Source organism: Paraburkholderia sp. GAS41, assembly GCF_050436545.1.
Taxonomy (GTDB): domain Bacteria; phylum Pseudomonadota; class Gammaproteobacteria; order Burkholderiales; family Burkholderiaceae; genus Paraburkholderia.
Window position 1 is genome coordinate 120,058 of the sequence record NZ_JBNDMK010000022.1, and the last position, 23,395, is coordinate 143,452.

The 23,395-nt window shown below is 60.7% G+C and carries 20 protein-coding genes and 2 pseudogenes; 12 read left to right on the top strand and 10 right to left on the bottom strand.

Going from position 1 to position 23,395, the window contains the following annotated elements; translation table 11 throughout:
- Window positions 1–50 precede the first annotated feature (50 nt).
- Window positions 51–536: a GNAT family N-acetyltransferase gene (locus P3T43_RS26325; protein WP_429283934.1), complete on the bottom strand. Its 486-nt coding sequence runs from the start codon at window positions 534–536 to the stop codon at window positions 51–53.
- A 264-nt stretch (window positions 537–800) separates the two neighbouring features.
- Between P3T43_RS26325 and P3T43_RS26330 the strand changes: the two genes are divergently transcribed.
- The 3 genes and pseudogenes from P3T43_RS26330 to P3T43_RS26340 all read left to right on the top strand — a co-directional run bounded on the left by P3T43_RS26330 (window position 801) and on the right by P3T43_RS26340 (window position 3,367).
- Complete coding sequence (locus tag P3T43_RS26330; RefSeq protein WP_429283935.1) at window positions 801–1,466, top strand: GntR family transcriptional regulator; 666 nt, start codon at window positions 801–803, stop codon at window positions 1,464–1,466.
- Window positions 1,450–2,649: pseudogene (locus P3T43_RS26335) on the top strand (dicarboxylate/amino acid:cation symporter); the annotation flags it as partial. The gene P3T43_RS26330 and the pseudogene P3T43_RS26335, both read left to right, overlap by 17 nt.
- 187 nt (window positions 2,650–2,836) lie before the next feature.
- The gene (locus tag P3T43_RS26340) at window positions 2,837–3,367 is read left to right on the top strand and encodes a hypothetical protein (protein WP_429283936.1); all 531 of its coding nucleotides are present in this window, start codon (window positions 2,837–2,839) and stop codon (window positions 3,365–3,367) included.
- Window positions 3,368–3,371: 4 nt separating this feature from the next.
- On the opposite strand, the gene P3T43_RS26345 is transcribed toward P3T43_RS26340, so the two are convergent.
- From P3T43_RS26345 to cadR, 5 genes are all read right to left on the bottom strand, one after another.
- Window positions 3,372–4,154 (bottom strand): ABC transporter substrate-binding protein, encoded by a 783-nt coding sequence (locus tag P3T43_RS26345; protein WP_429283937.1) that lies wholly within the window; start codon window positions 4,152–4,154, stop codon window positions 3,372–3,374.
- An 82-nt stretch (window positions 4,155–4,236) separates the two neighbouring features.
- On the bottom strand, window positions 4,237–5,391 hold the full coding sequence (locus P3T43_RS26350) for a pyridoxal phosphate-dependent aminotransferase (RefSeq protein ID WP_429283938.1): 1,155 nt from the start codon (window positions 5,389–5,391) through the stop codon (window positions 4,237–4,239).
- A 285-nt stretch (window positions 5,392–5,676) separates the two neighbouring features.
- Entirely contained in the window at window positions 5,677–7,077 is a 1,401-nt protein-coding gene (dbpA, locus tag P3T43_RS26355; protein WP_429283939.1) for an ATP-dependent RNA helicase DbpA, read from the bottom strand.
- A gap of 33 nt (window positions 7,078–7,110) precedes the next feature.
- Window positions 7,111–7,311: a hypothetical protein gene (locus P3T43_RS26360; RefSeq protein WP_429283940.1), complete on the bottom strand. Its 201-nt coding sequence runs from the start codon at window positions 7,309–7,311 to the stop codon at window positions 7,111–7,113.
- 87 nt (window positions 7,312–7,398) lie between these two features.
- On the bottom strand, window positions 7,399–7,830 hold the full coding sequence (gene cadR / locus P3T43_RS26365) for a Cd(II)/Pb(II)-responsive transcriptional regulator (RefSeq protein ID WP_429283941.1): 432 nt from the start codon (window positions 7,828–7,830) through the stop codon (window positions 7,399–7,401).
- 79 nt (window positions 7,831–7,909) lie between these two features.
- On the opposite strand from cadR, the gene P3T43_RS26370 reads away from it, so the two are divergent.
- Window positions 7,910–10,399 carry a heavy metal translocating P-type ATPase gene (locus P3T43_RS26370; RefSeq protein WP_429283942.1) on the top strand — a complete coding sequence of 830 codons (2,490 nt, stop codon included), beginning with the start codon at window positions 7,910–7,912 and terminating at the stop codon, window positions 10,397–10,399.
- Here P3T43_RS26370 and P3T43_RS26375 read toward each other — a convergent pair.
- Window positions 10,335–11,240, bottom strand: coding sequence for a hypothetical protein (locus tag P3T43_RS26375; RefSeq protein ID WP_429283943.1), 906 nt, complete (start codon window positions 11,238–11,240; stop codon window positions 10,335–10,337). The two genes, P3T43_RS26370 and P3T43_RS26375, sit on opposite strands and share 65 nt — an antisense overlap.
- A gap of 367 nt (window positions 11,241–11,607) precedes the next feature.
- Between P3T43_RS26375 and adh the strand changes: the two genes are divergently transcribed.
- Both adh and P3T43_RS26385 read left to right on the top strand, forming a co-directional pair.
- Window positions 11,608–13,128, top strand: a complete 1,521-nt coding sequence (gene adh / locus P3T43_RS26380) for an aldehyde dehydrogenase (RefSeq protein WP_429283944.1) — start codon at window positions 11,608–11,610, stop codon at window positions 13,126–13,128.
- A 65-nt stretch (window positions 13,129–13,193) separates the two neighbouring features.
- A complete protein-coding gene (locus P3T43_RS26385) occupies window positions 13,194–13,586 on the top strand; it encodes a DUF779 domain-containing protein (RefSeq protein ID WP_429283945.1) in 393 nt (130 codons plus the stop codon).
- Window positions 13,587–13,712: 126 nt separating this feature from the next.
- Here the strand turns inward: P3T43_RS26385 and eutC are convergent, their stop codons facing one another.
- Window positions 13,713–14,513: an ethanolamine ammonia-lyase subunit EutC gene (gene eutC / locus P3T43_RS26390; RefSeq protein ID WP_429283946.1), complete on the bottom strand. Its 801-nt coding sequence runs from the start codon at window positions 14,511–14,513 to the stop codon at window positions 13,713–13,715.
- Complete coding sequence (locus P3T43_RS26395; RefSeq protein ID WP_429283947.1) at window positions 14,510–15,904, bottom strand: ethanolamine ammonia-lyase subunit EutB; 1,395 nt, start codon at window positions 15,902–15,904, stop codon at window positions 14,510–14,512. Before P3T43_RS26395 ends, eutC begins: the two co-directional genes overlap by 4 nt.
- Before the next feature lie 316 nt (window positions 15,905–16,220).
- On the opposite strand from P3T43_RS26395, the gene P3T43_RS26400 reads away from it, so the two are divergent.
- Window positions 16,221–17,075, top strand: coding sequence for an AraC family transcriptional regulator (locus P3T43_RS26400; protein WP_429283960.1), 855 nt, complete (start codon window positions 16,221–16,223; stop codon window positions 17,073–17,075).
- A gap of 338 nt (window positions 17,076–17,413) precedes the next feature.
- Here the strand turns inward: P3T43_RS26400 and P3T43_RS26405 are convergent, their stop codons facing one another.
- Window positions 17,414–18,325, bottom strand: a complete 912-nt coding sequence (locus P3T43_RS26405; RefSeq protein ID WP_429283948.1) for a LysR family transcriptional regulator — start codon at window positions 18,323–18,325, stop codon at window positions 17,414–17,416.
- Between the two features lie 99 nt (window positions 18,326–18,424).
- Here P3T43_RS26405 and P3T43_RS26410 point away from each other — a divergent pair, with 99 nt between their 5' ends.
- The 5 genes and pseudogenes from P3T43_RS26410 (at window position 18,425) to P3T43_RS26430 (ending at window position 23,236) form a co-directional block, all read left to right on the top strand.
- Entirely contained in the window at window positions 18,425–19,729 is a 1,305-nt protein-coding gene (locus P3T43_RS26410; RefSeq protein WP_429283961.1) for a CitMHS family transporter, read from the top strand.
- Between the two features lie 15 nt (window positions 19,730–19,744).
- Complete coding sequence (locus tag P3T43_RS26415; RefSeq protein ID WP_429283949.1) at window positions 19,745–21,118, top strand: acyclic terpene utilization AtuA family protein; 1,374 nt, start codon at window positions 19,745–19,747, stop codon at window positions 21,116–21,118.
- A gap of 1 nt (window position 21,119) precedes the next feature.
- Window positions 21,120–21,431: an AtuA-related protein gene (locus tag P3T43_RS26420; RefSeq protein WP_429283950.1), complete on the top strand. Its 312-nt coding sequence runs from the start codon at window positions 21,120–21,122 to the stop codon at window positions 21,429–21,431.
- 511 nt (window positions 21,432–21,942) lie between these two features.
- Window positions 21,943–22,137, top strand: a pseudogene (locus tag P3T43_RS26425) (reverse transcriptase family protein); the annotation flags it as partial.
- A gap of 655 nt (window positions 22,138–22,792) precedes the next feature.
- Window positions 22,793–23,236, top strand: a complete 444-nt coding sequence (locus tag P3T43_RS26430) for a hypothetical protein (protein ID WP_429283951.1) — start codon at window positions 22,793–22,795, stop codon at window positions 23,234–23,236.
- The last annotated feature ends 159 nt before the right edge of the window (window positions 23,237–23,395 follow it).

Consider the following 23,395-nt stretch of genomic DNA (forward strand, 5'->3'; position numbering starts at 1 on the left):
AAAGACGCTCCAGACGGCGAATCCCGCAACCTCAAACTGAGGAACCCGAATCAATCGACATCCGAGCCATGCTTACCGGGCAGCACATGATGCATTTCGTAAAATCGAACATCGCCTCGCGACGGCAGCGTAAACGGCGGTGTAAAAGAAACGAAGTCCAGCAGTTCATAAAACTTTCGTGCGGATTCCCTGGCGGTACACCACGCTAGCCGTCCCCCTTCCTTCTGAACGTGGTCGAGACACAGTTTGACCAGCAACCGGCCAAGTCCATATCCGCGTAACCCTTCTTCTACGGCAATGCCACGTAGCCGCCATTCGGCATCACTAACCGAACCACTCAATGCCTCGCGGCATACGCTCGCCACCGCGACGATCTGGCTGTTCTGATAAACGGCGAGATGCAAGGTCGACGCCTCTTCGTCCCCGCGAAAGCGGCAAGAATCGGAACGTCCCTCCAATAAAACAGCGGTGCGCAACGGATAAACCCATTCCACGGGAACGGAGCAAACCGAGAAAAGCGTGCGTTGCTGGGACATGATTCGTGAATATCCACGCTACAAGGTAGAGCGGTTGAGTGATCGGGCGCCAACAGAAGCACGGCGACATGTTCGCCGGTGGCATCGAACGTATTAATTCGAGCGAAATTACCGGGTCCGCTCGGACAGCGCAATACCGTCCAGCAAACTTCGCACGCCGGCATCAGATCATCCTGTCAGGGCTGACAGGTTCGCTCGCACACGCCATACGTTACCCTTGGCTCGTCTCGAAATCCCGCATGAGCAAGTCACCTGAGATCTCACATGCTCGAAGACGCTCCATCCGATACGCAAGCTGCGTACGCGCAGATCCGCTCACGCATTCTCGACGGCCGGCTCGCGCCCGACCAGCCTGTCTCGCCGCGCAGCATCGCGGATGAACTGATGCTTGGCCACACGCCCGTACGTTCAGCCATCCAACGATTGGTCGTCGAGGGCCTGGTGAAGGTGGTGCCAAGAAAAGGCACCTACGTTGCCGCGCCCACCACGAACGATCTGCGCGAGATCTTCGAGGTGCGTCTCGCCCTGGAGAGCACGGCGGCTTACCTTGCCGCGATCAACGGCCCAACGGATGGAATGATCAGGGCGATCGACGAGTTGCAGCAAATCATCAATACCGATGCGATCGACCTGATGCAGGAGCAAAGGACCGGCTGGGAATTCCATCAGGAGATGTTCGTCGCTTCGCGAAATGACCGGTTATTCACGACTTACGCGGGACTGCGGGCGCAAACGGGCCTGGCGCTCAACGAGTTGCCGCGCAGCGACGCCGCCACCGTCCGACGGGGGACGTTAGAGCACCTGAATATCTATGCAGCAATCGCGGGTAAAGCGCCGGACGACGCACGGCGGCATATGTGGAATCACATCGTGGATGGAACCGATGCGCGAATCCAGATTATCCAAGGCCAACATGAATCGTCGAACTAGGAAAATCTCCGTTCCGGCGCAAATGCTGATTGCGCTCGTGCTAGGGGTATTGGTCGGAATTCTTGCTCCGGGCGTGGGCGGCAAGCTCACGTTTCTCGTCGCGCTTTTCGGCCATGCGATCAGGATGGTCGTCATGCCGCTGATTCTGTTGTCCGTCACGGTCGGCGTGTTCAAGATGGGCGTGGAACGAGGTCGACTGGGAAAGACGGCCGTCCTCAGTATCGGATTTTTTCTGGCGATGACGGTCGTGTCCAGTGTCCTCGGTCTTGGGCTAAACATGCTCTTCAGGCCAGGTCTAGGCGCCGGTCTCATGCACACCGCCGCCCTGCCTGCGAATCTGGCTAGCAGCCTCGACTGGACGCAGTTCGTGGTCGACCTGGTACCGGCCAATATCGTCAGCGCGCTGGCGGCAGGAAATTCGCTGCCTATCCTCGTTTTCGGTGTCCTGCTCGGGTCCGCGTTATCCGCGATAGAAGAGCGGGCCGCGCCGCTCATTGCAATGCTGGAATCCATGCTGGCGGCGCTGTTCAAAATGACACAATGGATCGTAGCGCTATCGCCGCTCGCGATTCTCGCCGGCATGGCGGCGCTGCTGGCATCCAAAGGCCTGGCGGGCATCGCGCCGCTTATCAGGTTACTCGGCGTCGCCTATCTCGGCATGGCCATTCTCGCCGTGATCCTCAGCGTGATGGTCAGGCTGAGCGGCCACTCACCCATCGCGATCATCAAGCACGTCAGTGAGCCGCTGATTCTCGCCTTCACCACGCGCTCATCGGAAATCACGTTTCCGGTTCACCTCAAGAAACTGACGGATCTTGGCGTTCCGCCTTCCGTGGCATCGACAATTCTTCCGTTATCCTACATATTCAATCGCGACGGCGCCGTACTCTACACCGCTCTGGCCGTCGGCTATCTGGCGGATGCCTATCACCTGGCCTGGACATGGCCACTGATGCTCACGGTCGTCGCGTTGACGATCGTCACCATCGATGGCGCTGCAAACGTGCCGTCCGGAGCCATCGTTGCGATCACGATCGTCCTGACAGCAGTCGGTCTGCCCGTCGAGGCTGTCGTGTTGATCCTCGGACTGGATGCCTTCTTCGACATGGGCCGCACGGCCCTGAATGTGTACGGCAGTACGGTGGCAACGGTCGTCGCAATGCGGATTTCCGGCATGGACCCGCGACCGTTGGATCAGGATAGATACGTCAGCGCTAAAGAGGCCGGGCGAGGTGACGTCCAGACGGCGGGGGAGTTTTCGACTTCCACGCGTCTTGACCATCGCACCTGAGGCTCTACCGCCGCGCGTGACAGCGCGAAGAAGGCGAGCACAAGCAATCTGACCACGAATGCATTAACCCGAGAATTCCATGGCTTCCTTTTTTCTACGGCTACCCGACACAAGTTCGCCGAGTAACGCAGACGCGGCGCTGCAAGGCGACCTCGCGACCACGCCGCCCCGAGTTTCTGCCTTGCGGGACATCCATCCTTTGCTAGAACAGATGCGTTTCTTTTGCCACGATGACCGCGCGCTGCCACTTTACGGCGCCATGAAAGATGCGCCTCCCGGACTCTACCTGGGGCTGCTCCATGGCCGCAACCAGCTCGACACGCCGGTGGATGGTCTCGGCTATCCAGGCCCTGCAATTGGTCCACTGTTTCACGTCAGGACCGCCTACGCCGCGCATCTCTATCTGCGCTTCACGGATTCAGCGACCGCAGGACTGTTCTTTCCCGAGTCAGGCCCGGATGTAGCAGAAGACGCGCTGATCGGTTTGCAGGACGAATTCGTCATCGATATCGTCAACAGCACCATTCCATTCGATGGACGGTACTTCGGCGACTGGACAGTCTTCTACCACGGCGACGCAGCCGGCGAGGAACACATAGGCAAGATGTAGGGACTTACTTCGGCGAGACGTCGATATTGCCCAGATACTTCTGCGCTAGCACCTTCACCGTGCCGTCGGCCTGAAGCTTTGCAATTGCGGCGTTCAACTGGTTGAGCAACGCCGTGTCGCCCTTACGCAGTCCGAACGCGATGCCGCTGCCAAGAATCTTGTCGTCCCGCACGGGTTGACCGACGAACGAGAAGTCCTTGCCATCCGGTCGCGAAAGAAAGGCCGTTTGCCCCGATGGCGCCAGCACGAGTGTCGCGTCGAGGCGGCCGGAAACGAGGTCCGCGTAGCTCTGGTTCTGATCCTGGTACGAAACGATGTTCACACCCGCGCCTTCCCAATGCGCCTTGGCGTACGTCTCCTGAATCGACGCCTGCAGCACGCCGACACGCCTACCTTTCAACGACTCCGGCGTCGGTAGGAGACCACTGCCAGTTTTCGCAATCAGCTGCGTCGGCACGCGGTAGATGACGCGGGTGAAATCGATCGTCTGGCGGCGCTGTTCGGTGGCGTTCATCGCCGAATTGATCGCATCGAACTTGCGACCCTGCAACGCGGGAATCAGGCCGTCGAACGAGGTCTCGACCCATTTGCACGTCAGATGCGCCGCCGCACACACGGCCTTGCCGACGTCGACATCGAGCCCTTGCAACTCACCGTTCGCCCCTTTCGATTCGAATGGCGGATATTGCGCTTCGAGGCCGAACCTGAGCGTGCCGGCGTCGGCCGCGAAAGCAGAAACCGATACGCACGCGCATGCGAGTACCAAAAGGGTTTTGAGCAATTTCATCGTTTCGTTCATTTTTCACGTTGACTTCAACATCGCAGCGAACCATCCGGCCGCGCGACCGGAGGCAAGCAGCACGCATTTCTCAGATCTCACACAGTCGACGTGCACCTTCGATCAACGTGGCGTCGTCCTTCGAAAAACTCAGCCGGATGAGGCCGGCATCCGTGCCGTCGGTGTAAAACGCCGAGAGTGGAATCGTCGCCACGCGTGCGTCGCGAATCAGGCGCAGCACGAAGTCGCTATCGCTTTCGTCGGAGAAGCCGCGAAAGCGCGCCAGCATAAAAAAGGTGCCCTCGCTCGGCAGCAATTCGAAGCGCGATTCGCGCAGCGCATGCGACAGTAAATCACGTTTCTGCTGATAGAACGCCGACAACTCGAGATAACTTTCCGGCCTGGCGAGCGCTTCGACGAACGCGTATTGCATGGGCGTATCGGCGGAAAACACCATGAACTGATGGACCTTGCGAATCTCGTCCATCAGCTCCGCAGGGGCGAGGCAATAACCCACCCGCCAGCCCGTCACGTGATACGACTTGCCGAATGACGACACGATCACACTGCGCTCCGCCAGTTCGGGATAGCAAGCCATGCTCTGATGTTTCGCACCGTCGAATATGACGTGCTCGTACACCTCGTCGGCCAGCACCACGATATCGGTATTGCGCGTGACGGCGGTGAGGCGCGCGACGTCGGCATCGCTGAACACGGTCGCCGTCGGATTGTGCGGTGTATTGATGATGATCATGCGCGTCTTCGGCGTAATCGCCGCCGCGACCTCGTCCCAGTTCACGCGGAAATCGGTGAGCGACAGTTTGATCGGCACCGGCGTGGCGCCTTGCAGGCGCACGATCGGCGCGTAGCTGTCGAAGGACGGCTCGAAATAGATCACCTCGTCGCCGGGATGCACGAGCGCGCTGATCGTCGAATACAGTCCCTCGCTGGCACTGGCGATCACCGTCACTTCGGTCGCGGGGTCGTAACGCACGCCGTACAAGGTCTCGACCTTGTCGGCCAGCGCTTCGCGGAGCGCCCCGATGCCGGCCATTGGCGCGTACTGGTTATGTCCCGCGCGCATGGCGGCGGCGACGCCGTCCACCAGCTTCGGGTCCGGCGCGAAATTCGGCGCGCCCTGCGACAGGTTCAGCGCGTCATGTTGCGCGGCCAACTGACCGATTACGGTAAAGATTGTCGTGCCCACATCGGGCAGCTTCGAGCGGGCGTGCAAGGCGCTCTCCATAGCGGTTTCTCCATCTGACGGCGAGGCTCCGGAGCGCCATGTCCCACGCGCTCCCGCCAGTGTGACGATTAGGCATCAGCCACCGCGCGGTCACAATCGATACTTTGTCATGCACGGCATGCGTTTACGTCATGGCGAGCGCAAGCCCCCGCAGGACGGACGAAAGCAGAAGGAACCAAGGACAATCAGGCGCGAGAGGGGTGGCCGCAAACGCGGCGTGTCATGCAGAAAACGCGCGGAGAATCGTGGCGGCTGCGGTCGTACGAGCGCAGCCGCGGTTGCTGCTTACTCGTCCATCAGACGGACTTTGACCTTCTTGCCCTTCACCTTGCCGGCGCTGAGCTTGCGCAACGCGTCGCGGGCAACACTGCGCTCGACGGCGACATAGGTCGAAAATTCCGTCACATTGATCTTGCCGATCTGCGACCCCGCGAATCCCGCTTCGCCGGTCAGCGCGCCGAGCACGTCGCCCGGGCGGATCTTTTCCTTGCGGCCGCCGAGAATCTGCAGCGTTTCCATGGGCGGCAACAGGCGCTCGTTGCTGGTCGAAGTCAGCTCCGACAGCGGATGCCATTGCACCTCGCGCCCCTGCGCCTGTTCGAGACTGCCGACGCGGCCCATCTCGTTCATGCTCGCCAGACTCAGCGCCCAGCCTTCCTGATCCGCGCGGCCCGTGCGGCCAATGCGGTGCACGTGCACTTCCGGGTCAGGCGTCACGTCGACGTTGATCACGGCTTCGAGTTGCGCGATATCCAGACCGCGCGCCGCGACATCCGTCGCCACCAGCACCGAACAGCTACGGTTCGCGAACTGGATCAGCACCTGATCGCGTTCCCGCTGATCGAGTTCGCCATGCAGCGCGAGCGCATGAAAGCCTTGCGCGCGCAGCACGTCGAGCAGATCGCGGCACTGCTGCTTGGTGTTGCAGAACGCGAGCGAACTCACCGGGCGATAGTGATTCAGCAGCAGGCCTACCGCGTGCAGGCGGCCGTCTTCCGTCACTTCGTAGAAGCGTTGACGAATCTTGCTGTTGTCGTGCCGCTCTTCGAGTTTGATTTCCTTCGGACTGCGCAGGAACTGCTGGCTGAGTTTGCCGATTCCGTCCGGGTACGTCGCGGAAAAGAGCAGCGTCTGCCGCTCCTTCGGGCACTGACGCACGACCGTGGCGATATCGTCGAAGAAGCCCATGTCGAGCATACGGTCGGCTTCATCGAGCACCAGCGTGTTCAGTGCGCCGAGCGCGAGACTGCCGCGCTCGAGGTGATCCATGATGCGCCCCGGCGTGCCGACGACGATATGCGCACCCTGTTCGAGGCTGGTGGTCTGCGGACGCATGGGCGTGCCGCCGCACAGCGTCAGCACCTTGATGTTCTGCTCGGCGCGCGCAAGGCGGCGGATTTCCTGGGTGACCTGATCGGCCAGTTCTCGCGTCGGACAAAGCACCATGGCCTGCACGTCAAAATTGCGGGCGTCGAGGCGTGCCAGCAGCGCAAGCGCAAACGCCGCGGTCTTGCCGCTGCCGGTTTTGGCCTGGGCGATCAGATCGTGGCCGGCCAGCGCGACCGGCAAGCTCGCGGCTTGGATCGGCGTCATCTCGACGTAGCCGAGCTGGGTCAGATTGGCGAGCACCGCGGGCGGCAGCGGCAACTGGCTGAACGGCGCGCCAGCTTGAGTGGGACTATTCATAGGGAAGGCTCGTTATCGGCTGAAGGCTTGGGACTATTCGGCCATGGGGCCAGTCGACGGACGGCCGTCCATCTGCTCGTAGACCACCGAGCCATCGTCCGCGTCGAAACGTTCGACGTAATTGCGCGCGCCGCACATCGGACAGCGAAACAGGAGCCCCTGGCCCTCGTTCTTGATGACGACGTCCGCTTGTTCCCACTGCGCTTCGCAGGACTGATTTCTGCACTTGAACACGTTGCTTCTCCAACTTCGATTCGTTTGTTGATTCGGCCCTGCAGCACGGTGCGGGCGGCAGGGCGATAAATTCGACGGGGCGCCCGCTCAACCCAGATGGGTATGCCGGGAACGGGGGGCGCTCACTTCCATGTCGGTGAGGCCATGAACGATGCCGCAATCCTCGACAGCCTGTTCGCTTCGGCATTGCTCACGCAATGTCGTCAGTTGCGCCTTGAGCTGTTTGAGCTCGTCGATCCGCGTATCGACGTGGGTAATGTGCTCGTCGATCAGCGCGTTGATCGCGCCGCAGCCGTCGGCCGGGGCGTCGGTCAGACGCAGCAGGGCGCGGATCTCGTCGTGAGTCATGTCGAGCGCCCGGCAATTGCGGATAAAACGCAGCCGTTCGACGTGACGCGCCGTGTAGCTGCGGTAATTCGCTTCGGTGCGGTCCGCTTCGGGCAACAGGCCCTCTTTTTCGTAAAAGCGGATGGTTTCGGTGGTGCAGTGGGCAATCTTCGCGAGTTCGCCGATTTTCATAGGGCCTCCGGATTGCGTCCTTGACCTTGTAGTGGCTTCAAGGTGTTTACTAGACCACAAATCTAGCCAGGAAGCCACCATGCCTAACGCCAGCCCCGCCGGAACGCACCGTCACGAGCACGGTGAATCGTGCGCTCATGCCCATCCGGAGCGGGTTTCGGAGCATGCGCACGGCCACGATCATGGACATGCCGGCCATCAGGCACACGCTCATGCTCATGCCGGGCCCCATGAGCATGCGCATGATGGGGGCAGTTGCGCGCACGATCACGGTGTCGCCGTCGCGGACGATCACGATCATGCGCACGCCCACGACCACGCCGACGCCTGCTGCACCGCCGCCCCCACCGTGTTCGCCACGCTCGCCGGACCCGAAACCATTGGCGCTAACGTCCGCACGTCCATCCGCATCATGCAGATGGACTGCCCGACCGAAGAGGCGCTGATTCGCAAGAAACTCGGCCGCCTGCCGTACGTGCAAAGCCTCGACTTCAACCTGATGCAGCGCGTGCTTACCGTCGTGCATACGCCGGATGCGCTGGGTTCGATCCTGGCAAGCCTCCGTTCGCTTGATTTCGACCCGCAACTCGCCGACGCCACTGCGTCGCCGGGCAGCGAATCGGCCGCTCCGCCCAAACCCTGCTGGCCGCTGGCAGTGGCAGGCGCGGCAGCGGCCGGCTCCGAGGCCGCCAGCTGGTTCGGCGCGCCGAGCTGGTTCGCGGCGGCGCTTGCGATTGCCGCCATCGTCGCCTGCGGCCTCACTACCTACAAAAAAGGCTGGCTCGCGATCCGCAATGGCAACCTCAACATCAACGCGCTGATGAGCATCGCCGTCACGGGCGCGCTGGTCCTGCGTCAATGGCCGGAAGCGGCCATGGTGATGGTGCTGTTCACCATCGCCGAGCTGATCGAAGCCAGATCGCTCGACCGCGCCCGCAACGCCATCAAGGGGCTGATGCAACTGACGCCGGAACGGGCGACCGTGCAGCAGCCCGACGGCGAATGGCGCGCCGTCGATATAAAGTCGGTCGTCGCGGGCCATCTCGTGCGCGTGAAGCCGGGCGAACGGATTGGGCTCGACGGCGAAATCGTGGCCGGGCGCTCGAGCGTGAACCAGGCGCCGATTACCGGCGAAAGCCTGCCCGTCGACAAAGCCGAGGGCGATTCGGTGTTCGCCGGCACGATCAACCAGGCCGGCTCGTTCGATTACCGCGTGACGGCCGCCGCCAGCAAGAGCACGCTCGCCCGCATCATCCACGCCATCGAAGAGGCGCAGGGCGCCAAAGCGCCGACGCAGCGCTTCGTCGACCAGTTTGCCCGCGTCTACACGCCGATCGTGTTTGTGATCGCGCTGGCCGTCGCCGCGCTTCCGCCGCTGCTGTTCGGCGGTTCGTGGCATGACTGGGTCTACAAGGCGCTGGTCATGCTGGTGATCGCCTGCCCGTGCGCGCTGGTGATCTCCACGCCCGTGACGATCGTGAGCGGCCTCGCGGCCGCCGCGCGCCATGGCATCCTGATCAAGGGCGGTGCGTATCTCGAACTGGGCCGCAAGCTGAAGTGGCTCGCGCTCGACAAGACCGGCACGATCACCCACGGCAAACCGGTTCAGACGGACTTCGAACTGCGTGCGGCGCTCGAAGCCGACCGCTGCCGTGGCCTCGCCGCCAGCCTTGCGGGGCGCTCCGACCATCCGGTGTCGCAGGCGATTGCGAGCGCAGCCAAGGCGGACGGCATCGCGTCGTCCGCGGTCGAAGAGTTCCAGGCGCTGCCGGGACGCGGCGTCGGCGGCACGATCGACGGCACGCCGTATCAGCTCGGCAACCATCGGCTGGTACATGAACTCGGCCGCTGTTCGCCGGCTCTCGAAGCACGGCTCGAAACGCTGGAGCGCCAGGGCAAAACCGTCGTCATGCTGATGGACAGCGAACGCGTGCTGGGCCTCTTCGCCGTCGCCGATACGGTGAAAGACAGCAGCCGCGCCGCCGTCGCCGAACTTCACAAACTGGGCGTGCAGACCGCCATGTTGACCGGCGACAACCCGCACACGGCCGCGGCGATTGCCGAGCAGGTCGGTATCGATCGGGCTCACGGCGACCAGTTGCCGGAAGACAAGCTCGCGGCGGTCGTTGGGCTCGCAGCACAAGGCGCGACGGTCGGCATGGTTGGCGACGGCATCAACGATGCCCCTGCGCTCGCTCGCGCCGACATTGGCTTCGCGATGGGCGCGATGGGCACCGACACGGCGATTGAAACCGCAGACGTTGCCCTGATGGACGATGACCTGCGCAAGATTCCGCTTTTCATCCGGCTCTCGCAGGCAACGCACTCGGTACTCGTGCAGAACATTGCGCTGGCGCTCGGCGTGAAGGTCGTGTTCCTGACGCTCACGCTGATGGGCTACGGCACGATGTGGATGGCCGTGTTCGCCGATGCCGGCGCGAGCCTGCTGGTGGTGGGTAACGGGCTAAGGTTGCTGCGATATCAAACAGCCGGAAGCGGCCCCCTCAAATCAGACTTTGCTGCAGGGGCTGGCGATGTTCCAGGACCTTTACGATCATCGACTCATTGACGAGCTTCGCGCTGACGATGCTCTGCACCTGCCTTAAATCGACGACGAGTACATCGCCCTTGCCAAACCGCACGCCCGCATTGAAGTTGGCGAGGAATTCCTTGTCTTCAATGGATGCATGGAACGTTGCTGTGCCATCGTGGACACGCAACTTGTTGCCGTCCTTGAAGGCTAGCGACTCGATCAGCAGCAATTTCCGTCCGGTCGTGTCGGAAACGATCTCCGCGTCCGCATTCGACGCCGCTGCGCTAAACCAGGCAATTTCATCGTCGTGGACATCAAGCACGACCTGATCGTTCACTACGACGCCGAAGTTCGTTATCCCTTCACGTTCTAGCGGCGATACGACCTTTTCGAGGCTGGTGCGCACGACGCTGTTCCGATACAGGCGAATCACATCGCGTTCGACATCGATCGTCTCCGTCTCGCTCACCCACACCGTGGCTACGTTGCCCGTCTGTTCGATCCTGATGGGACGCCTCCCCTTGAGCCAGCGCAACAGGCCGACCAGACCACCGGCTAAAGCACCGCCCGTGAGACCGACGATCTGCAGGATGGTCCAGCCATTCGCGATCGCTGTTGCGCCGTTCCCCGCGAACATGTCCTTGATCTGCGAAAGCAGATGCTGCGAGGCGACCAGGTCAATCCAGAATGATCCCGCCTTGAAGCTGGCGTTCACCTGCACGCGGACTTCTGCCGCATCGCCGTTTATCTCTCTGTTTGCGGCCGTGAACAGATCGGCGATCGCGACAAGTGCCGGCGCAAGGTCGCGCACATCCATCCGGTGCTCTGTCAGAGCCGGACCGTCGTACACCACATGAAAGCGTTCGTGATTGTTCATGGTTCGATTTCAGGCCAGCGTGATCTGATTGCAAACGCCGCGCCGTATCGTTGCGGAAAGAGGAAATCATGCCCTGAATGATATCGACTGACAAATCGCCCTAATGGCATAGGAAGCGAGCCAACGCGCGATAAATCAAAACCTCCATTTGCTCAATTTATGAACACCTGTGCGCACGGTGCTCAGAAACAGCACGCGTTGCCATGAACACATTGATCTCGTCCGGCAACCATTGACCTTCATCGTCCCCACTGGGCGAGCATGACGCCCCACTAGCGTGCGTTGGCACGCTTCTGGCGTATGCGACGGGCGGCCTGCGTTCAAGCGCGCCGGGTTTTCACCATTCGAACATGTGAGGAGCAGACAGATGAATCACGCTGAGATGCAATTTCTGACCACCGAATTCCCGTACAAAAAGCAGTATGCGAATTTCATCGGCGGTGAATGGGTCGCGCCGGTTGGCGGCGAGTATTTCGACAACATCTCGCCCATCACTGGTGAACCGTTCACGTCGATCCCACGCTCGCGCGAAGCCGATATCGAACTCGCGCTCGACGCCGCGCATCGCGCCAAGACGGCGTGGGGCAAAACCTCCACGACCGAGCGCGCCAACATCCTGAACCGCATCGCCGACCGGATGGAAGCGAACCTGCAGCGGATTGCAGTCGCCGAGACGATCGACAACGGCAAGCCCTTGCGCGAAACCATGGCAGCGGATATCCCGCTCGCAATCGATCACATCCGCTACTTCGCGGGTTGCGTGCGTGCCCAGGAAGGCACCATTTCGGAGATCGACGCCGATACCGTCGCATACCACTTCCATGAACCGCTAGGCGTGGTCGGACAGATCATTCCGTGGAACTTCCCGATCCTGATGGCGATCTGGAAGCTCGCACCGGCACTCGCGGCCGGCAATTGCGTGGTGCTGAAGCCGGCGGAACAAACGCCCGCCTCGATCCTCGTGCTGCTCGAACTGATTCAGGACCTGCTGCCGCCCGGCGTGATCAACGTCGTGAACGGTTTCGGACTGGAAGCCGGCAAACCGCTCGCCTCGAACAAGCGCATCGCGAAGATCGCCTTCACCGGTGAAACGACCACCGGTCGCCTGATCATGCAGTACGCGAGCCAGAACATCATTCCGGTGACGCTCGAACTCGGCGGCAAGAGCCCGAACATCTTCTTCGCCGACGTGATGGACAAGGACGACAGCTACTTCGACAAGGCGCTCGAAGGTTTCACGATGTTCGCGCTGAATCAGGGTGAAGTCTGTACTTGCCCGTCACGCGTGCTGGTCGAAGAAAAGATTTACGACCGCTTCATGGAACGCGCGCTCCAACGCGTCGCGGCCATCACGCAAGGCCACCCGCTCGACAGCAAGACGATGATCGGCGCGCAAGCCTCGCAGGAACAACTCGAGAAAATCCTCTCGTATATCGATCTCGGCAAGCAGGAAGGCGCGGAATGCCTGATTGGCGGCGAGCGCAATGCGCTCGACGGTGAGTTGAGCAAAGGCTACTACGTGAAGCCCACCGTGTTCCGCGGCAACAACAAGATGCGTATCTTCCAGGAAGAAATCTTCGGACCGGTGGTGTCGGTGACGACCTTCAAGAACGAAGAAGAGGCGCTGGAGATTGCCAACGACACGCTGTACGGCCTTGGCGCCGGTGTCTGGACGCGCGACGGCACGCTGGCCTATCGCATGGGACGCGGCATTCAGGCGGGCCGTGTGTGGACCAACTGCTATCACGCTTATCCGGCGCATGCGGCCTTCGGGGGCTACAAGCAATCGGGCATCGGCCGTGAAAATCACAAGATGATGCTCGATCACTACCAGCAGACCAAGAATCTCCTCGTCAGCTACAGTCAGAAGCCGCTAGGCTTCTTCTGAGCCAGACGTTCCCGATGGGCGGGTCGCGAGGCGCGGCTCGCCCTCTTTTTAAACGAGGAATCGTCATGGCAGGCAAGGAAGTGGAACGCGTGATCGTGACACCGGCCGCGGTGGAATTGATCGAGAAGTTGCAGGCCGACCATGGAGCGTTGCTGTTTCATCAATCGGGTGGCTGTTGCGACGGCAGCGCGCCGATGTGCTTTCCGGCGGGCGAGTTCATGGTCGGCTCAGCCGATGTGAAACTCGGCACGATCGCCAACGTGCCGTTTTATATGAGCGAATCGCAATTCGAGTACTGGCAGAACACGCAACTGATCATCGATGTCGTTCCGGGCAATGGCGGCATGTTTTCGCTGGAACGGCCGACGGGTTTGAGGTTTTTGACCCGCTCGCGGCTCTTCGAGGACGATGAGAATGCGTGGCTGGAAACGCATCCGGTTGAGCGGGCGGATGCGTAGTGCGTTTGCGTGGATGACGGAGCGGCCTTAGACGAACAGGCATGCAACTGGAAACTCGCCACTCGCAGCAAGTACGGTGAGGCGTGCTGCGAATGCGCTTTCTGTTTGACTACGCGTCGCTCCGTTTTACTCCGGCGCCGGTGTAGCCGAGACTGCGGGTGACCGCGGCGCCGTTTCCAGCAACGCGTCGCTGTCGTCTTTCAGACCTACGCCGGTGAGACCCAGGCGGCGCGCATGCGTCAGCAGATAGTGCAGCTTGTGCGCCGCACCCGCAAAGCTCAGGCCCTCGGGCCGCACGTTCGAAATGCAATTGCGCTGTGCATCGCTACAGCCCACCTTGGGCGCATAGGTGAGATAGACGCCGAGGCTATCCGGCGAACTCAAGCCCGGACGTTCACCAATCAACATCACCACCAGTTTTGCGCTGAGCAACTCGCCGATTTCGTCGCCCAGCGCGACGCGTGCTTGCCGCGCGACCACCACGGGTCCGATCTTCCAATCCGTGAGTTTCGCGCACACTGCCTGCAATAGCGGAATGGATTGCTTCGACGCCGCACACGCCGATAAACCATCGGCGATCACGAACAGCACATCGGGTGGCTCGATGGCGGCCTGCTCCAGAGCGAGCGCGTCGCGACTGTCGTCCGATAAACGCCGCCCCAGATCGGGACGCCGCAAATAGTGCTGCCGGTCCGGCGCGGCACTGTGCACGTCGAGCGTCGAGAAACCGTTGGCGCGCAGCCGCTCGTGCAGCCACTCGGCGTCGAGCGGCTGATGCACCGCATCGCGAGCTTGCGCATGCGAGAGATTGAACGCGAGCAGCGGTTCGGTCGGCAGACTGTTGCCCGCGCGACCCAAAGCAATGCGCGCACGGGTGAACTGCCGCAAAGCGCTCCACGGATTCTTTTCGAGGAAGTCCTGGCTCATGCGATCCCCATCCATTCACGTGCGCCTTCCAGCAGCGGTTGCCGCGTTGCGCCTTTGAGCAATACGCCGCGTGTATCCGCGATCTGCATCGATTCCAGCCATTCTTCAAATTCGGGTGCGCGTCGCAAGCCCAACACGTCGCGCACATAGAGCGCATCGTGAAACGACGTGCTCTGATAGTTCAGCATCACGTCGTCCGCGCCGGGGACGCCCATGATGAAGTTGATTCCCGCGACGCCGAGCAGCGTCAACAGGTTGTCCATATCGTCCTGATCCGCTTCCGCGTGATTCGTGTAGCAGATGTCGCAGCCCATCGGCACACCGAGCAGCTTGCCGCAAAAGTGATCTTCGAGACCGGCGCGCGTGATCTGCTTGCCGTCGTACAGATACTCAGGTCCGATGAAGCCCACCACTGTGTTGACGAGGAACGGATTGAACTTGCGCGCCACCGCATAGGCGCGCACTTCGCAGGTCTGCTGGTCGACACCATGATGCGCGTTTGCCGAGAGCGCGCTGCCCTGCCCGGTTTCGAAATACATCACGTTATGGCCGACGGTGCCGCGCTTGAGCGACAGCGCCGCTTCATAGGCTTCCTGCAGGAGCGCGAGCGAGATGCCAAAACCGGCGTTCGCCTTCTCCGTGCCGGCGATCGACTGGAATACCAGATCGACCGGTGCGCCCTTGTCGATCGCGGCAATCGTGTTCGTCACGTGAGTCAGCACGCACGATTGCGTCGGCACCTGATAACGCTCGCGGAAGTCGTCGATCATCCGCAACAACGTGGTGATCGCAGCGAGGCTGTCGGTGGCAGGATTGATGCCGATCATCGCGTCGCCGCAGCCGTACATCAGGCCGTCGAGCATGGAGGCGGCGATGCCTTTGACGTCGTCAGTGGGATGGTTCGGTTGCAGACGCACCGACATGTGTCCCGGCAGACCGACCGTATTGCGAAACCGTGTGATCACCGGACGCTTGCGCGCCACCGCGATCAGATCCTGGTTGCGCATCAGTTTCGATACCGCGGCCACCATCTCCGGCGTCAGACCTGCGGCGATACGTGTGAGCGTCGTGGCGTCCGTCTCGCTGGCTAGCAGCCAGTTACGGAAGTCGCCCACGGTCAGATGGGCGATTTCCGCAAAGGCCTCGGGCGAGTGATCGTCGATCACCAGACGCGTGACCTCGTCGCTTTCGTACGGAATCAGCGCCTCGTTGAGGAACGTGCGCAAGGGCACCTGCGCGAGCGCCATCTTCGCCGCCGCGCCCTCTTCTTCGCTGGACGCCGCGACGCCGGCGAGCTGGTCGCCCGAGCGCAGCGGGCTCGCCTTCGCCAGCAAGGTTTTCAGATCGGCAAACCGGTAGGTGCGACTGCCGATGACTTCCGTATAGCTCATCTTCTCCAGAACTCCCTCACCGCAGCTCTCGCAGCGGTTTTGATCCTTCACGCGGCGCGTGAGCGGACAAGCTTCACGCGATGGTAGTGAACCATTAATCGAGACGTTATCGAAAATCAGCGAAGTTCGCAGAAGGGAGAAATATTGCGCGTTTTACCTCCATAGTGCGGGTTTTGTTGCGACGCAGCACGGAGTTGCGGGGAATTCTGATTGGGCTTCTTGGGTCGATTCCGCAGGATTTGGTAAATCGAGGCGTGGTACTTTTATCTGCAATCAGCCCTTGCACCATTGCACCCTTGCTCTCTCTCTCACGCACATGAACGACCTCACCAACCGCAGGCGTTACGAGGCACGTCTGAACCGCGTCCTCGAGCATATTTACGATCACCTCGACGAACCGCTCGATATCGACCGGTTAGCGCACATTGCCTGCCTGTCGCCCTATCACTGGCATCGCATTTATCAGGCGATGCATGGCGAAACGGTGGCGTCGACGGTGCGCCGATTGCGTCTGCATCGCGCGGCGGGATATCTGGCGAATGGGTCCATGTCGATTGCGGAGATTGCCGAGAGGTCCGGGTACAGCAGCTTGCAGTCGTTTTCGCGGACGTTTCGCGCGGTGTTCGGTATGCCGCCGGCGCAATATCGCAGGCAGGGCACGCATAGCCGGTTCAAGCCGGCGCTAACAGGAGGCAATCAAATGACGATGCGCGAAGTGGAGATTCGGGAAGTGCCCGCCATCCAGGTAGTGACGATTGATCACACCGGCTCGTACATGCAGATCGGCAAGGCGTTCGATGCACTCATCGGATGGCTTGCTGCACGAGATCTGCTGTCTGCCGAGATGCGGATGGTGGGCATCTATTACGACGATCCGGGCGTCGTGGCCGAGGCGGAATTGAGGTCGAAAGCCGGTGTGGTTCTACCGCGTGCGGTCGAGGTGGCCGCGCCGGTTGAATTGACGCAGGTGCGCGGTGGAACGTATGCGGTGTTGCGGCACACAGGACCGTATGCGGATATGGCTGGAGCCTATCAATGGCTGTACGGGGAGTGGCTGGTGCAGTCGGGACGCGAGGCTGCCGATGCGCCCGCCTTCGAAGAGTACCTGAACAATCCTAAAGACACCGCGCCTTCTGACCTGGTGACGGAAATCTGTTTGCCGCTGCTCTGATGCTCGCGTTCTTGAAAGCTGCGCTAGCCGCGTTGCTGCCCGTTTTTGCGCGTCAAGCTGTAGCGCAGCGAGCGTCTTGTTTTCTGTCTTTAGTGTATACATATGTATACGTAGTAGTAGTTAACAAGGGTCGAGTCTTTCTGTGGATAACTCCAATCTTCGCTGACGGATCAAGGCGCTACGGATTCGATAACCCTACGCGCCGTTCCTGAACAGTCAGCCTGAGCCAGGGACAACTTTTGGCGCAGCTGTCTTGCTCGACGTTTTATCAAAGTTCGGCCCACAGGAAGTTAGAGGTGTTATCCCGGAGTTGTCCAGATGCGGTTGTGGATAACCCGCTACTTGCCCTTCCCCTTTCGCGTGTTTTCCAGCGGGGACGCAATCCGGGCGACAAAAGCCTCCGTTACCGGCGGCAAGGTTCTTCCCCGCTTCTTGACGAGAGCGATGGGTCGCACGAAACGGGGATCGTCGATCGCGCGCGCCACCACGCTGCGTTCGGCCAGGATCTCACGCGCGGAACCCGGCAGAATCGTCAGGCCCAACCCTGCGCGGACCATCGCGACGGCAGTCATCATGTACATGGGTTCGCAGGTGAGGACGGGCGCGACGCCCGCCTGCTCGAATGCAGCGTCGACGACGGCTCGCACGCTCGTGCCCGCAGCCGTCAGCACCAACGGATGGTCCGCCAGGCTCTCCAGCGTGATCCGACGTTTTTTGGCAAGCGGATGGTCAACCGGACACACCACGCAAAGCCGGTCCTCACCGGCGTGAAGCACTTCGAGCGATGGATCGACCACATCGCCGCCGGTTAGCCCCAGATCCACCTCCTCGCTGCGAACCAGGCGATTGACGACGCTCGCGACCACGTCGCGAATGTCAAAGGCCGCGCCGGGCACCTGTTGTCGAAACTCGCGGACGAAATCCGGCAGCAGACTGGCCGCAAACGACGGCAAGCAGGCAATCCTCACCATACCGGTGGAACCGTCGCTCAACGCACGCGCGTCGAGCAGCACGTGCTCCATTTCGCGCAGGGACTTCTGCAAGACCGGCAGCAGTTCCCTACCGACCGGTGTCAGCGCGACATTGCGACTGTTGCGGTCGAACAGGCGCGCGCCCAGCGTCTCTTCGAGCCGGCGGATCTGCACCGTCAACGCCGGTTGCGACAGATGCAGCCGCAGGGCGGCGCGGGTAAAACTGCCGGCTTCGGCGACGGCGATGAAAGCGCGGATTTCGCGGAGATTCAGATCCATTATGAAGTGTGATTGCTGCGATCAAATCATTTCAATTGCTCTATTCATGCGTGGAAACTACGCTTGTCGATACTAAAAGACAAGATCGGAGACAAACACGTGTTGCCACTATTGGGTCTCGTTACCATCGTCGTGCTGCTTGCGGCGATCCTTTCAAAACGGATGTCGCCGCTCGTCGCGCTGATCATCGTGCCGATCGCCGCGTCGCTGATCGGCGGTTTCGGTCTGCAAACCAGCAAGTTCGTCATCGAGGGACTGAAAAGCCTGGCGCCGGTGGTCGGCATGTTCGTGTTCGCGATTCTCTACTTCGGTACGATCACCGATGCGGGGACACTCGATCCGATCATCGATCGCATCCTGCGCACGGTCGGCACGCGGCCGACGCGCATCGTCATGGGCACGACGCTGCTCGCGCTGCTGATTCACCTCGACGGTTCGGGCGCGGTGTGTTTTCTCGTGACCATTCCCGCGATGCTGCCGCTCTACGACCGCTTGAACATGGATCGGCGTGTGCTGGCCGCAGCGGCGTCGATGGCAGCGGGCATCAATTTTCTGCCGTGGACCGGGCCGATGATTCGCGCCTCCGCTTCGCTGCATCTGCCGATTTCGGCGCTGTTCAATCCGCTGGTTCCGGTGCAGATCATCGGTCTTGTGTTCGTGTTTGGCATGGCGTTCTGGTTGGGACGACGCGAAGAACAGCGGCTTGGACTGACCGCGGCGGCGGGCAACGTGCCGATGCCGGAGCGCGAACTGTCCGAGGAACAGAAAGCGCTGCGTCGACCGCGCAATTTCTGGTTCAACATTGTGCTGACCGTCATCGTGTTGGGGTCGATGGTCGTGATGGGTGAAAAAGTCCCGCCCGCGCTGGTGTTCATGGTTGGACTGTGCGTCGCGCTGCTCGTGAACTATCCGAATGTGGATATGCAGCGCCAGCGTATCGATGCCCACGCTCGCGCTGCGTTGATGATGGCGGGCATACTGCTCGCGGCCGGCGTATTCACCGGCGTGATGCAGGGCAGCGGCATGCTCAAGGCTATGGCGCAAACCGCCGTGGGTTTCGTGCCGGCGACGATGGCCTCGCATATTCCAGTCGTACTCGGCTTCGTTTCGATGCCGCTTAGCCTGCTGTTCGATCCTGATTCATTTTATTTCGGGGTACTGCCTGTTATCGCCGAGGTAGCCGGACAATTAGGCGTGCCGGCGGTGAAGATCGCTCAGGCGGCGTTGCTGGGTCAGATGACTACGGGTTTTCCAATCAGTCCTTTGACACCGGCCACGTTTCTTGTCTGTGGGCTGACCGGCATCGATCTCGCCGATCACCAGAGATTTACTTTTCCCCTCCTGTTCGGGGCGTCGATCGTGATGACGATCGCTTGCGTCGTGCTGGGTATTTTTCCTCTTTGATCGGGTCGAGCTGCGATGACTTCAGCGAATCCTCCACGTGTGGTGCGGCTCGGTGCCGGCGCCGGTTATTCGGGCGACCGTATCGAACCTGCGGTCGAACTCGCGACGCACGGCAAGCTCGACTATCTCGTGTTCGAGTGCCTGGCTGAACGAACTATTGCGTTGGCACAGCAGGCGCGGCGCCTTGATCCTGAGAGTGGGTATGACCCGCTGCTCGAAACGCGGATGCACGCGGTGTTGCCGGTTGCGCGGCGCAATGGGGTGAGGATCGTGTCCAATATGGGCGCGGCGAATCCGTTAGCGGCGGCGCGGAAGACGGCTTCGATTGCTCGTGAACTTGAGCTCGGTGGTCTGAAGATCGCGGCGGTGACGGGTGATGATGTGCTCGAGGTGGTGCGGGGCGGTGGGTATCACTTTGAGGAGTCTGGTGATGCGGTTGCCGACTTCGATGCGCGGATCGTATCTGCGAATGCTTATCTTGGTGCGGACCCGATTGTTGCTGCGTTGGCGGCCGGCGCGGATGTTGTGCTGACTGGACGTGCCGCTGATCCATCGTTGTTCACGGCGCCGTTGATTCATGAGTTCGGTTGGCGCTTCGACGATTGGAACAGGCTCGGACAGGCAACTGTGGTCGGGCATCTGATGGAATGTGCTGGGCAAATCACGGGCGGTTACTTTGCGGATCCCAGGTTCAAGGATATCGCGGGTCTCGCGCGGCTGGGGTTTCCTATTGGTGAGGTTTCAGAGGATGGCGCGGTGGTGATCACCAAGGTCGCGCATGCAGGTGGGTGCGTGACGGAGGCGACTTGCAAGGAGCAGTTGCTGTATGAGATTCACGATCCGCAGCGCTATCTGCAGCCTGATGTGGTGGCGGATTTCACGCAGGTGCGGATTGCGGAGGAGGCGAAGGATCGTGTGCGGGTTGCCGGTGGACGCGGTACGGAGCGTACGGGAACGCTGAAGGTCTCGATCGCTTATGTGGATGGGTATATCGGTGAAGGACAGATTTCTTATGGCGGCCCTGGGGCGGTTGCGCGCGGCCGGCTTGCTCTCGATATCGTGCGCGAACGGTTGGTGATCACCGGCGTGGATGTCAGCGAGTTGCGGTTTGATCTGATTGGGGTGGATTCGCTTTACGGGTCGACGCCTGGTGGAGTGTGTGCAGGCGAGCGCGGTTTGGAACCGTTTGAAGTGCGTGCACGCGTGACGGGAAGGACGGGTTCGCGGAGCGAAGCGATTCGGATTGCGAATGAAGTGGAAACGCTCTATACGAATGGTCCTGCTGGCGGCGGTGGCGTGACTAAAAGTACGCGCGAGGTTGTCGCGGTGCAGTCGGTTCTGCTGCCGCGTGATCTGGTGAAGCCCACGTTCGAGATTGTGGAGGTTTGAGATGAAACTGCGAGACTTCGCTCATTCGCGGACTGGAGATAAAGGCAATACGCTGAACGTTTCCGTTATCTGCTACGACGAGCAGGATTACGCGCATCTGCTTTTACATGTCACAGAGGAACGGGTGAAGGCTCATCTTGGCGATGTCGTGCAAGGTGATGTGACTCGTTATGAGTTGCCGTTGATCGGGGCGATGAATTTTGTTCTGAGGGATGCGCTAGGCGGTGGTGTGACGCGCTCGCTTGCGATTGATGCGCATGGTAAATCGGTTAGTTCGGCGTTGCTGGATATGAAAGTGCCGGCGCGGGGATAACGCTTTTTGGCGGTGATCCATTTCACATTGTGTTTCTTTGTCATGTTGTTCCTGGCAGAGTCACACCTTATCTGACGCCAAAGAATATCTCGAAAATGTTCGAGAGACCTAAGCATTGACAGACGTTCGTCGCATGAGCCTCATTTGCGCGTTGCGCAACGCCGCTCACACAGCACCAGGCGCGTTGACTCGCCGGCCCGCCTCTTTCTACGTTATGCGCTTATCTTCTCTCCAACACGTTATCTACGCCATCGCCGATGCCATGCTCGCCGGGCCGGGAGAGCCTGATTCGATTGTCGAGCGAATGACCCGGTGTCTGGGAGTTCGATCGGAACGGATGCCGGGATTGGCGCGCATCGTTGTGAGGCGATTTGGAACGCGTTGGGAGCGCGTTGACCGTAAAGAAGTGTCGATGATGATTGCGGGGGCACCTGGTTTCGTCGCTGCATGGCGCAGCGATATGCGGCCTACCATCGTACAGGTGCTGCGTAAGGCGCCCATACAACGACTTCCGCCGCCGAGGTTGCTGGCGCCTGATGTGCACGGCAAGATGGAATGGCTCGAGAAGCAGCGCTACCGGACGCGGCATTTGCCGCAAGGTGCGCCTACGTCGCCGGCGCTCGCCAACCTCTGTGCCTTCAGGCTCGATCTGCGGCTTGCGGGTCTTGCCCGCGCGCTCGGAGCGACCTACACGCGGTATGCGGATGGGTCCAATACGCGAATGCCCGCTTGATTTCGGCAAGCGGTCGCCCGCTGGCTTTGGAAAAAATGACCGCAACGGGTCGAAATTCGTCGCCGAGCGACGCATGGCGAACAAACCCAAATTTTTTGCAATGCAGTGAAGATCTCCGACATCTCGCCAAATACGGATGCGCAAAAAAATAAGCCCGGGCGACACGGGCGGTCGACCGGGCTACATCAGTGATCTAATTTTTCACGAACACTGAGAAATTTTTTTCATTTCAGTGACACGTTTTTCACGATCTCTGACAACCTACAAATGTAGACGGATACAAAAGGTGAGAAAGAGCGCCTTGCTGGCAGAGGACTTGCAGGAGGTGCGCACCCGTAAAGCGAGAAAGCGGGACGCATAAAATAAGAAATTTCGCCCGCGGACGTCTCGAGCCTAGTGCCAAGCGAGTGGCTGATTGAACCTGTCCCATCAGCGGACGGCAGTCGCGCTCGCCGCGGTTTTTGAAAAGCTACGCTTAAAGTAAGGAAATTCTAGCGATTTTCGCGGGTGATGGGAATCTGCTGGATATGCACGGACGACCCTTCTCTATCCCTGCTCAGGCCAGTGATTTCGCTGGCGGGTTGAGACGGTCCTGTGTGCCCGTCGCAACCCGACATGGAGGCGACCCTTGAAATCGACCCGCCTTTGTCTTTCCTGTGGCAATCCGTTCGTGCCACTACCGCATGTTCCCCGTCAGCGTTATTGCTCATCGAAAGCTTGCCAGCGCGCCCGTCGACGCGACTGGCAGAACCATCGGCTTCGTATCGACGATGACTATCGCGACAACCAGGCCCGGGCGCAGGCGAAATGGCGCGCGAGCCACTCAAGCTATTGGCGCGAATATCGAGCCGCGCATCCGGCGTATCGAGAGCGCAACCGCGGCATGCAACGGTTGCGCAATTCACGACGGAATTTCGAGCCGATTGCAAACATGGATGTGACGGTGTCCCCTCAGCCGCTGGGGTCTGGCTTCTACGTACTGTGTGATGCGCACGAGGCCGGCGTTGCAAACATGAACGCGTGGACCGTCCACATAGCCGTGCTGTCTGCGCCGACGGCCCCACCCATATGATTGCAAAGAGATGACCTGATACACATTGGTGCCGGGCCTGCTACCTTTGCCCTGTCGCCGTTCGCTTTCGAACCCGACCACCTGACGTGAAGCCGCGACGTTCGCATTCGACGCTCCCTCGCACCCGGTGCCTGCCGCGTGTCCGTGTCTGAGTTGCGG

Bases quoted from the DNA above. Each gene is read 5' to 3' on its own strand.
- P3T43_RS26325 (WP_429283934.1), bottom strand. From the start codon at position 536: ATGTCCCAGCAACGCACGCTTTTCTCGGTTTGCTCCGTTCCCGTGGAA.
- P3T43_RS26330 (WP_429283935.1), top strand. From the start codon at position 801: ATGCTCGAAGACGCTCCATCCGATACGCAAGCTGCGTACGCGCAGATC.
- P3T43_RS26340 (WP_429283936.1), top strand. From the start codon at position 2,837: ATGGCTTCCTTTTTTCTACGGCTACCCGACACAAGTTCGCCGAGTAAC.
- P3T43_RS26345 (WP_429283937.1), bottom strand. From the start codon at position 4,154: ATGAAATTGCTCAAAACCCTTTTGGTACTCGCATGCGCGTGCGTATCG.
- P3T43_RS26350 (WP_429283938.1), bottom strand. From the start codon at position 5,391: ATGGAGAGCGCCTTGCACGCCCGCTCGAAGCTGCCCGATGTGGGCACG.
- dbpA (WP_429283939.1), bottom strand. From the start codon at position 7,077: ATGAATAGTCCCACTCAAGCTGGCGCGCCGTTCAGCCAGTTGCCGCTG.
- cadR (WP_429283941.1), bottom strand. From the start codon at position 7,830: ATGAAAATCGGCGAACTCGCGAAGATTGCCCACTGCACCACCGAAACC.
- P3T43_RS26370 (WP_429283942.1), top strand. From the start codon at position 7,910: ATGCCTAACGCCAGCCCCGCCGGAACGCACCGTCACGAGCACGGTGAA.
- P3T43_RS26375 (WP_429283943.1), bottom strand. From the start codon at position 11,240: ATGAACAATCACGAACGCTTTCATGTGGTGTACGACGGTCCGGCTCTG.
- adh (WP_429283944.1), top strand. From the start codon at position 11,608: ATGAATCACGCTGAGATGCAATTTCTGACCACCGAATTCCCGTACAAA.
- P3T43_RS26385 (WP_429283945.1), top strand. From the start codon at position 13,194: ATGGCAGGCAAGGAAGTGGAACGCGTGATCGTGACACCGGCCGCGGTG.
- eutC (WP_429283946.1), bottom strand. From the start codon at position 14,513: ATGAGCCAGGACTTCCTCGAAAAGAATCCGTGGAGCGCTTTGCGGCAG.
- P3T43_RS26395 (WP_429283947.1), bottom strand. From the start codon at position 15,904: ATGAGCTATACGGAAGTCATCGGCAGTCGCACCTACCGGTTTGCCGAT.
- P3T43_RS26400 (WP_429283960.1), top strand. From the start codon at position 16,221: ATGAACGACCTCACCAACCGCAGGCGTTACGAGGCACGTCTGAACCGC.
- P3T43_RS26405 (WP_429283948.1), bottom strand. From the start codon at position 18,325: ATGGATCTGAATCTCCGCGAAATCCGCGCTTTCATCGCCGTCGCCGAA.
- P3T43_RS26415 (WP_429283949.1), top strand. From the start codon at position 19,745: ATGACTTCAGCGAATCCTCCACGTGTGGTGCGGCTCGGTGCCGGCGCC.
- P3T43_RS26420 (WP_429283950.1), top strand. From the start codon at position 21,120: ATGAAACTGCGAGACTTCGCTCATTCGCGGACTGGAGATAAAGGCAAT.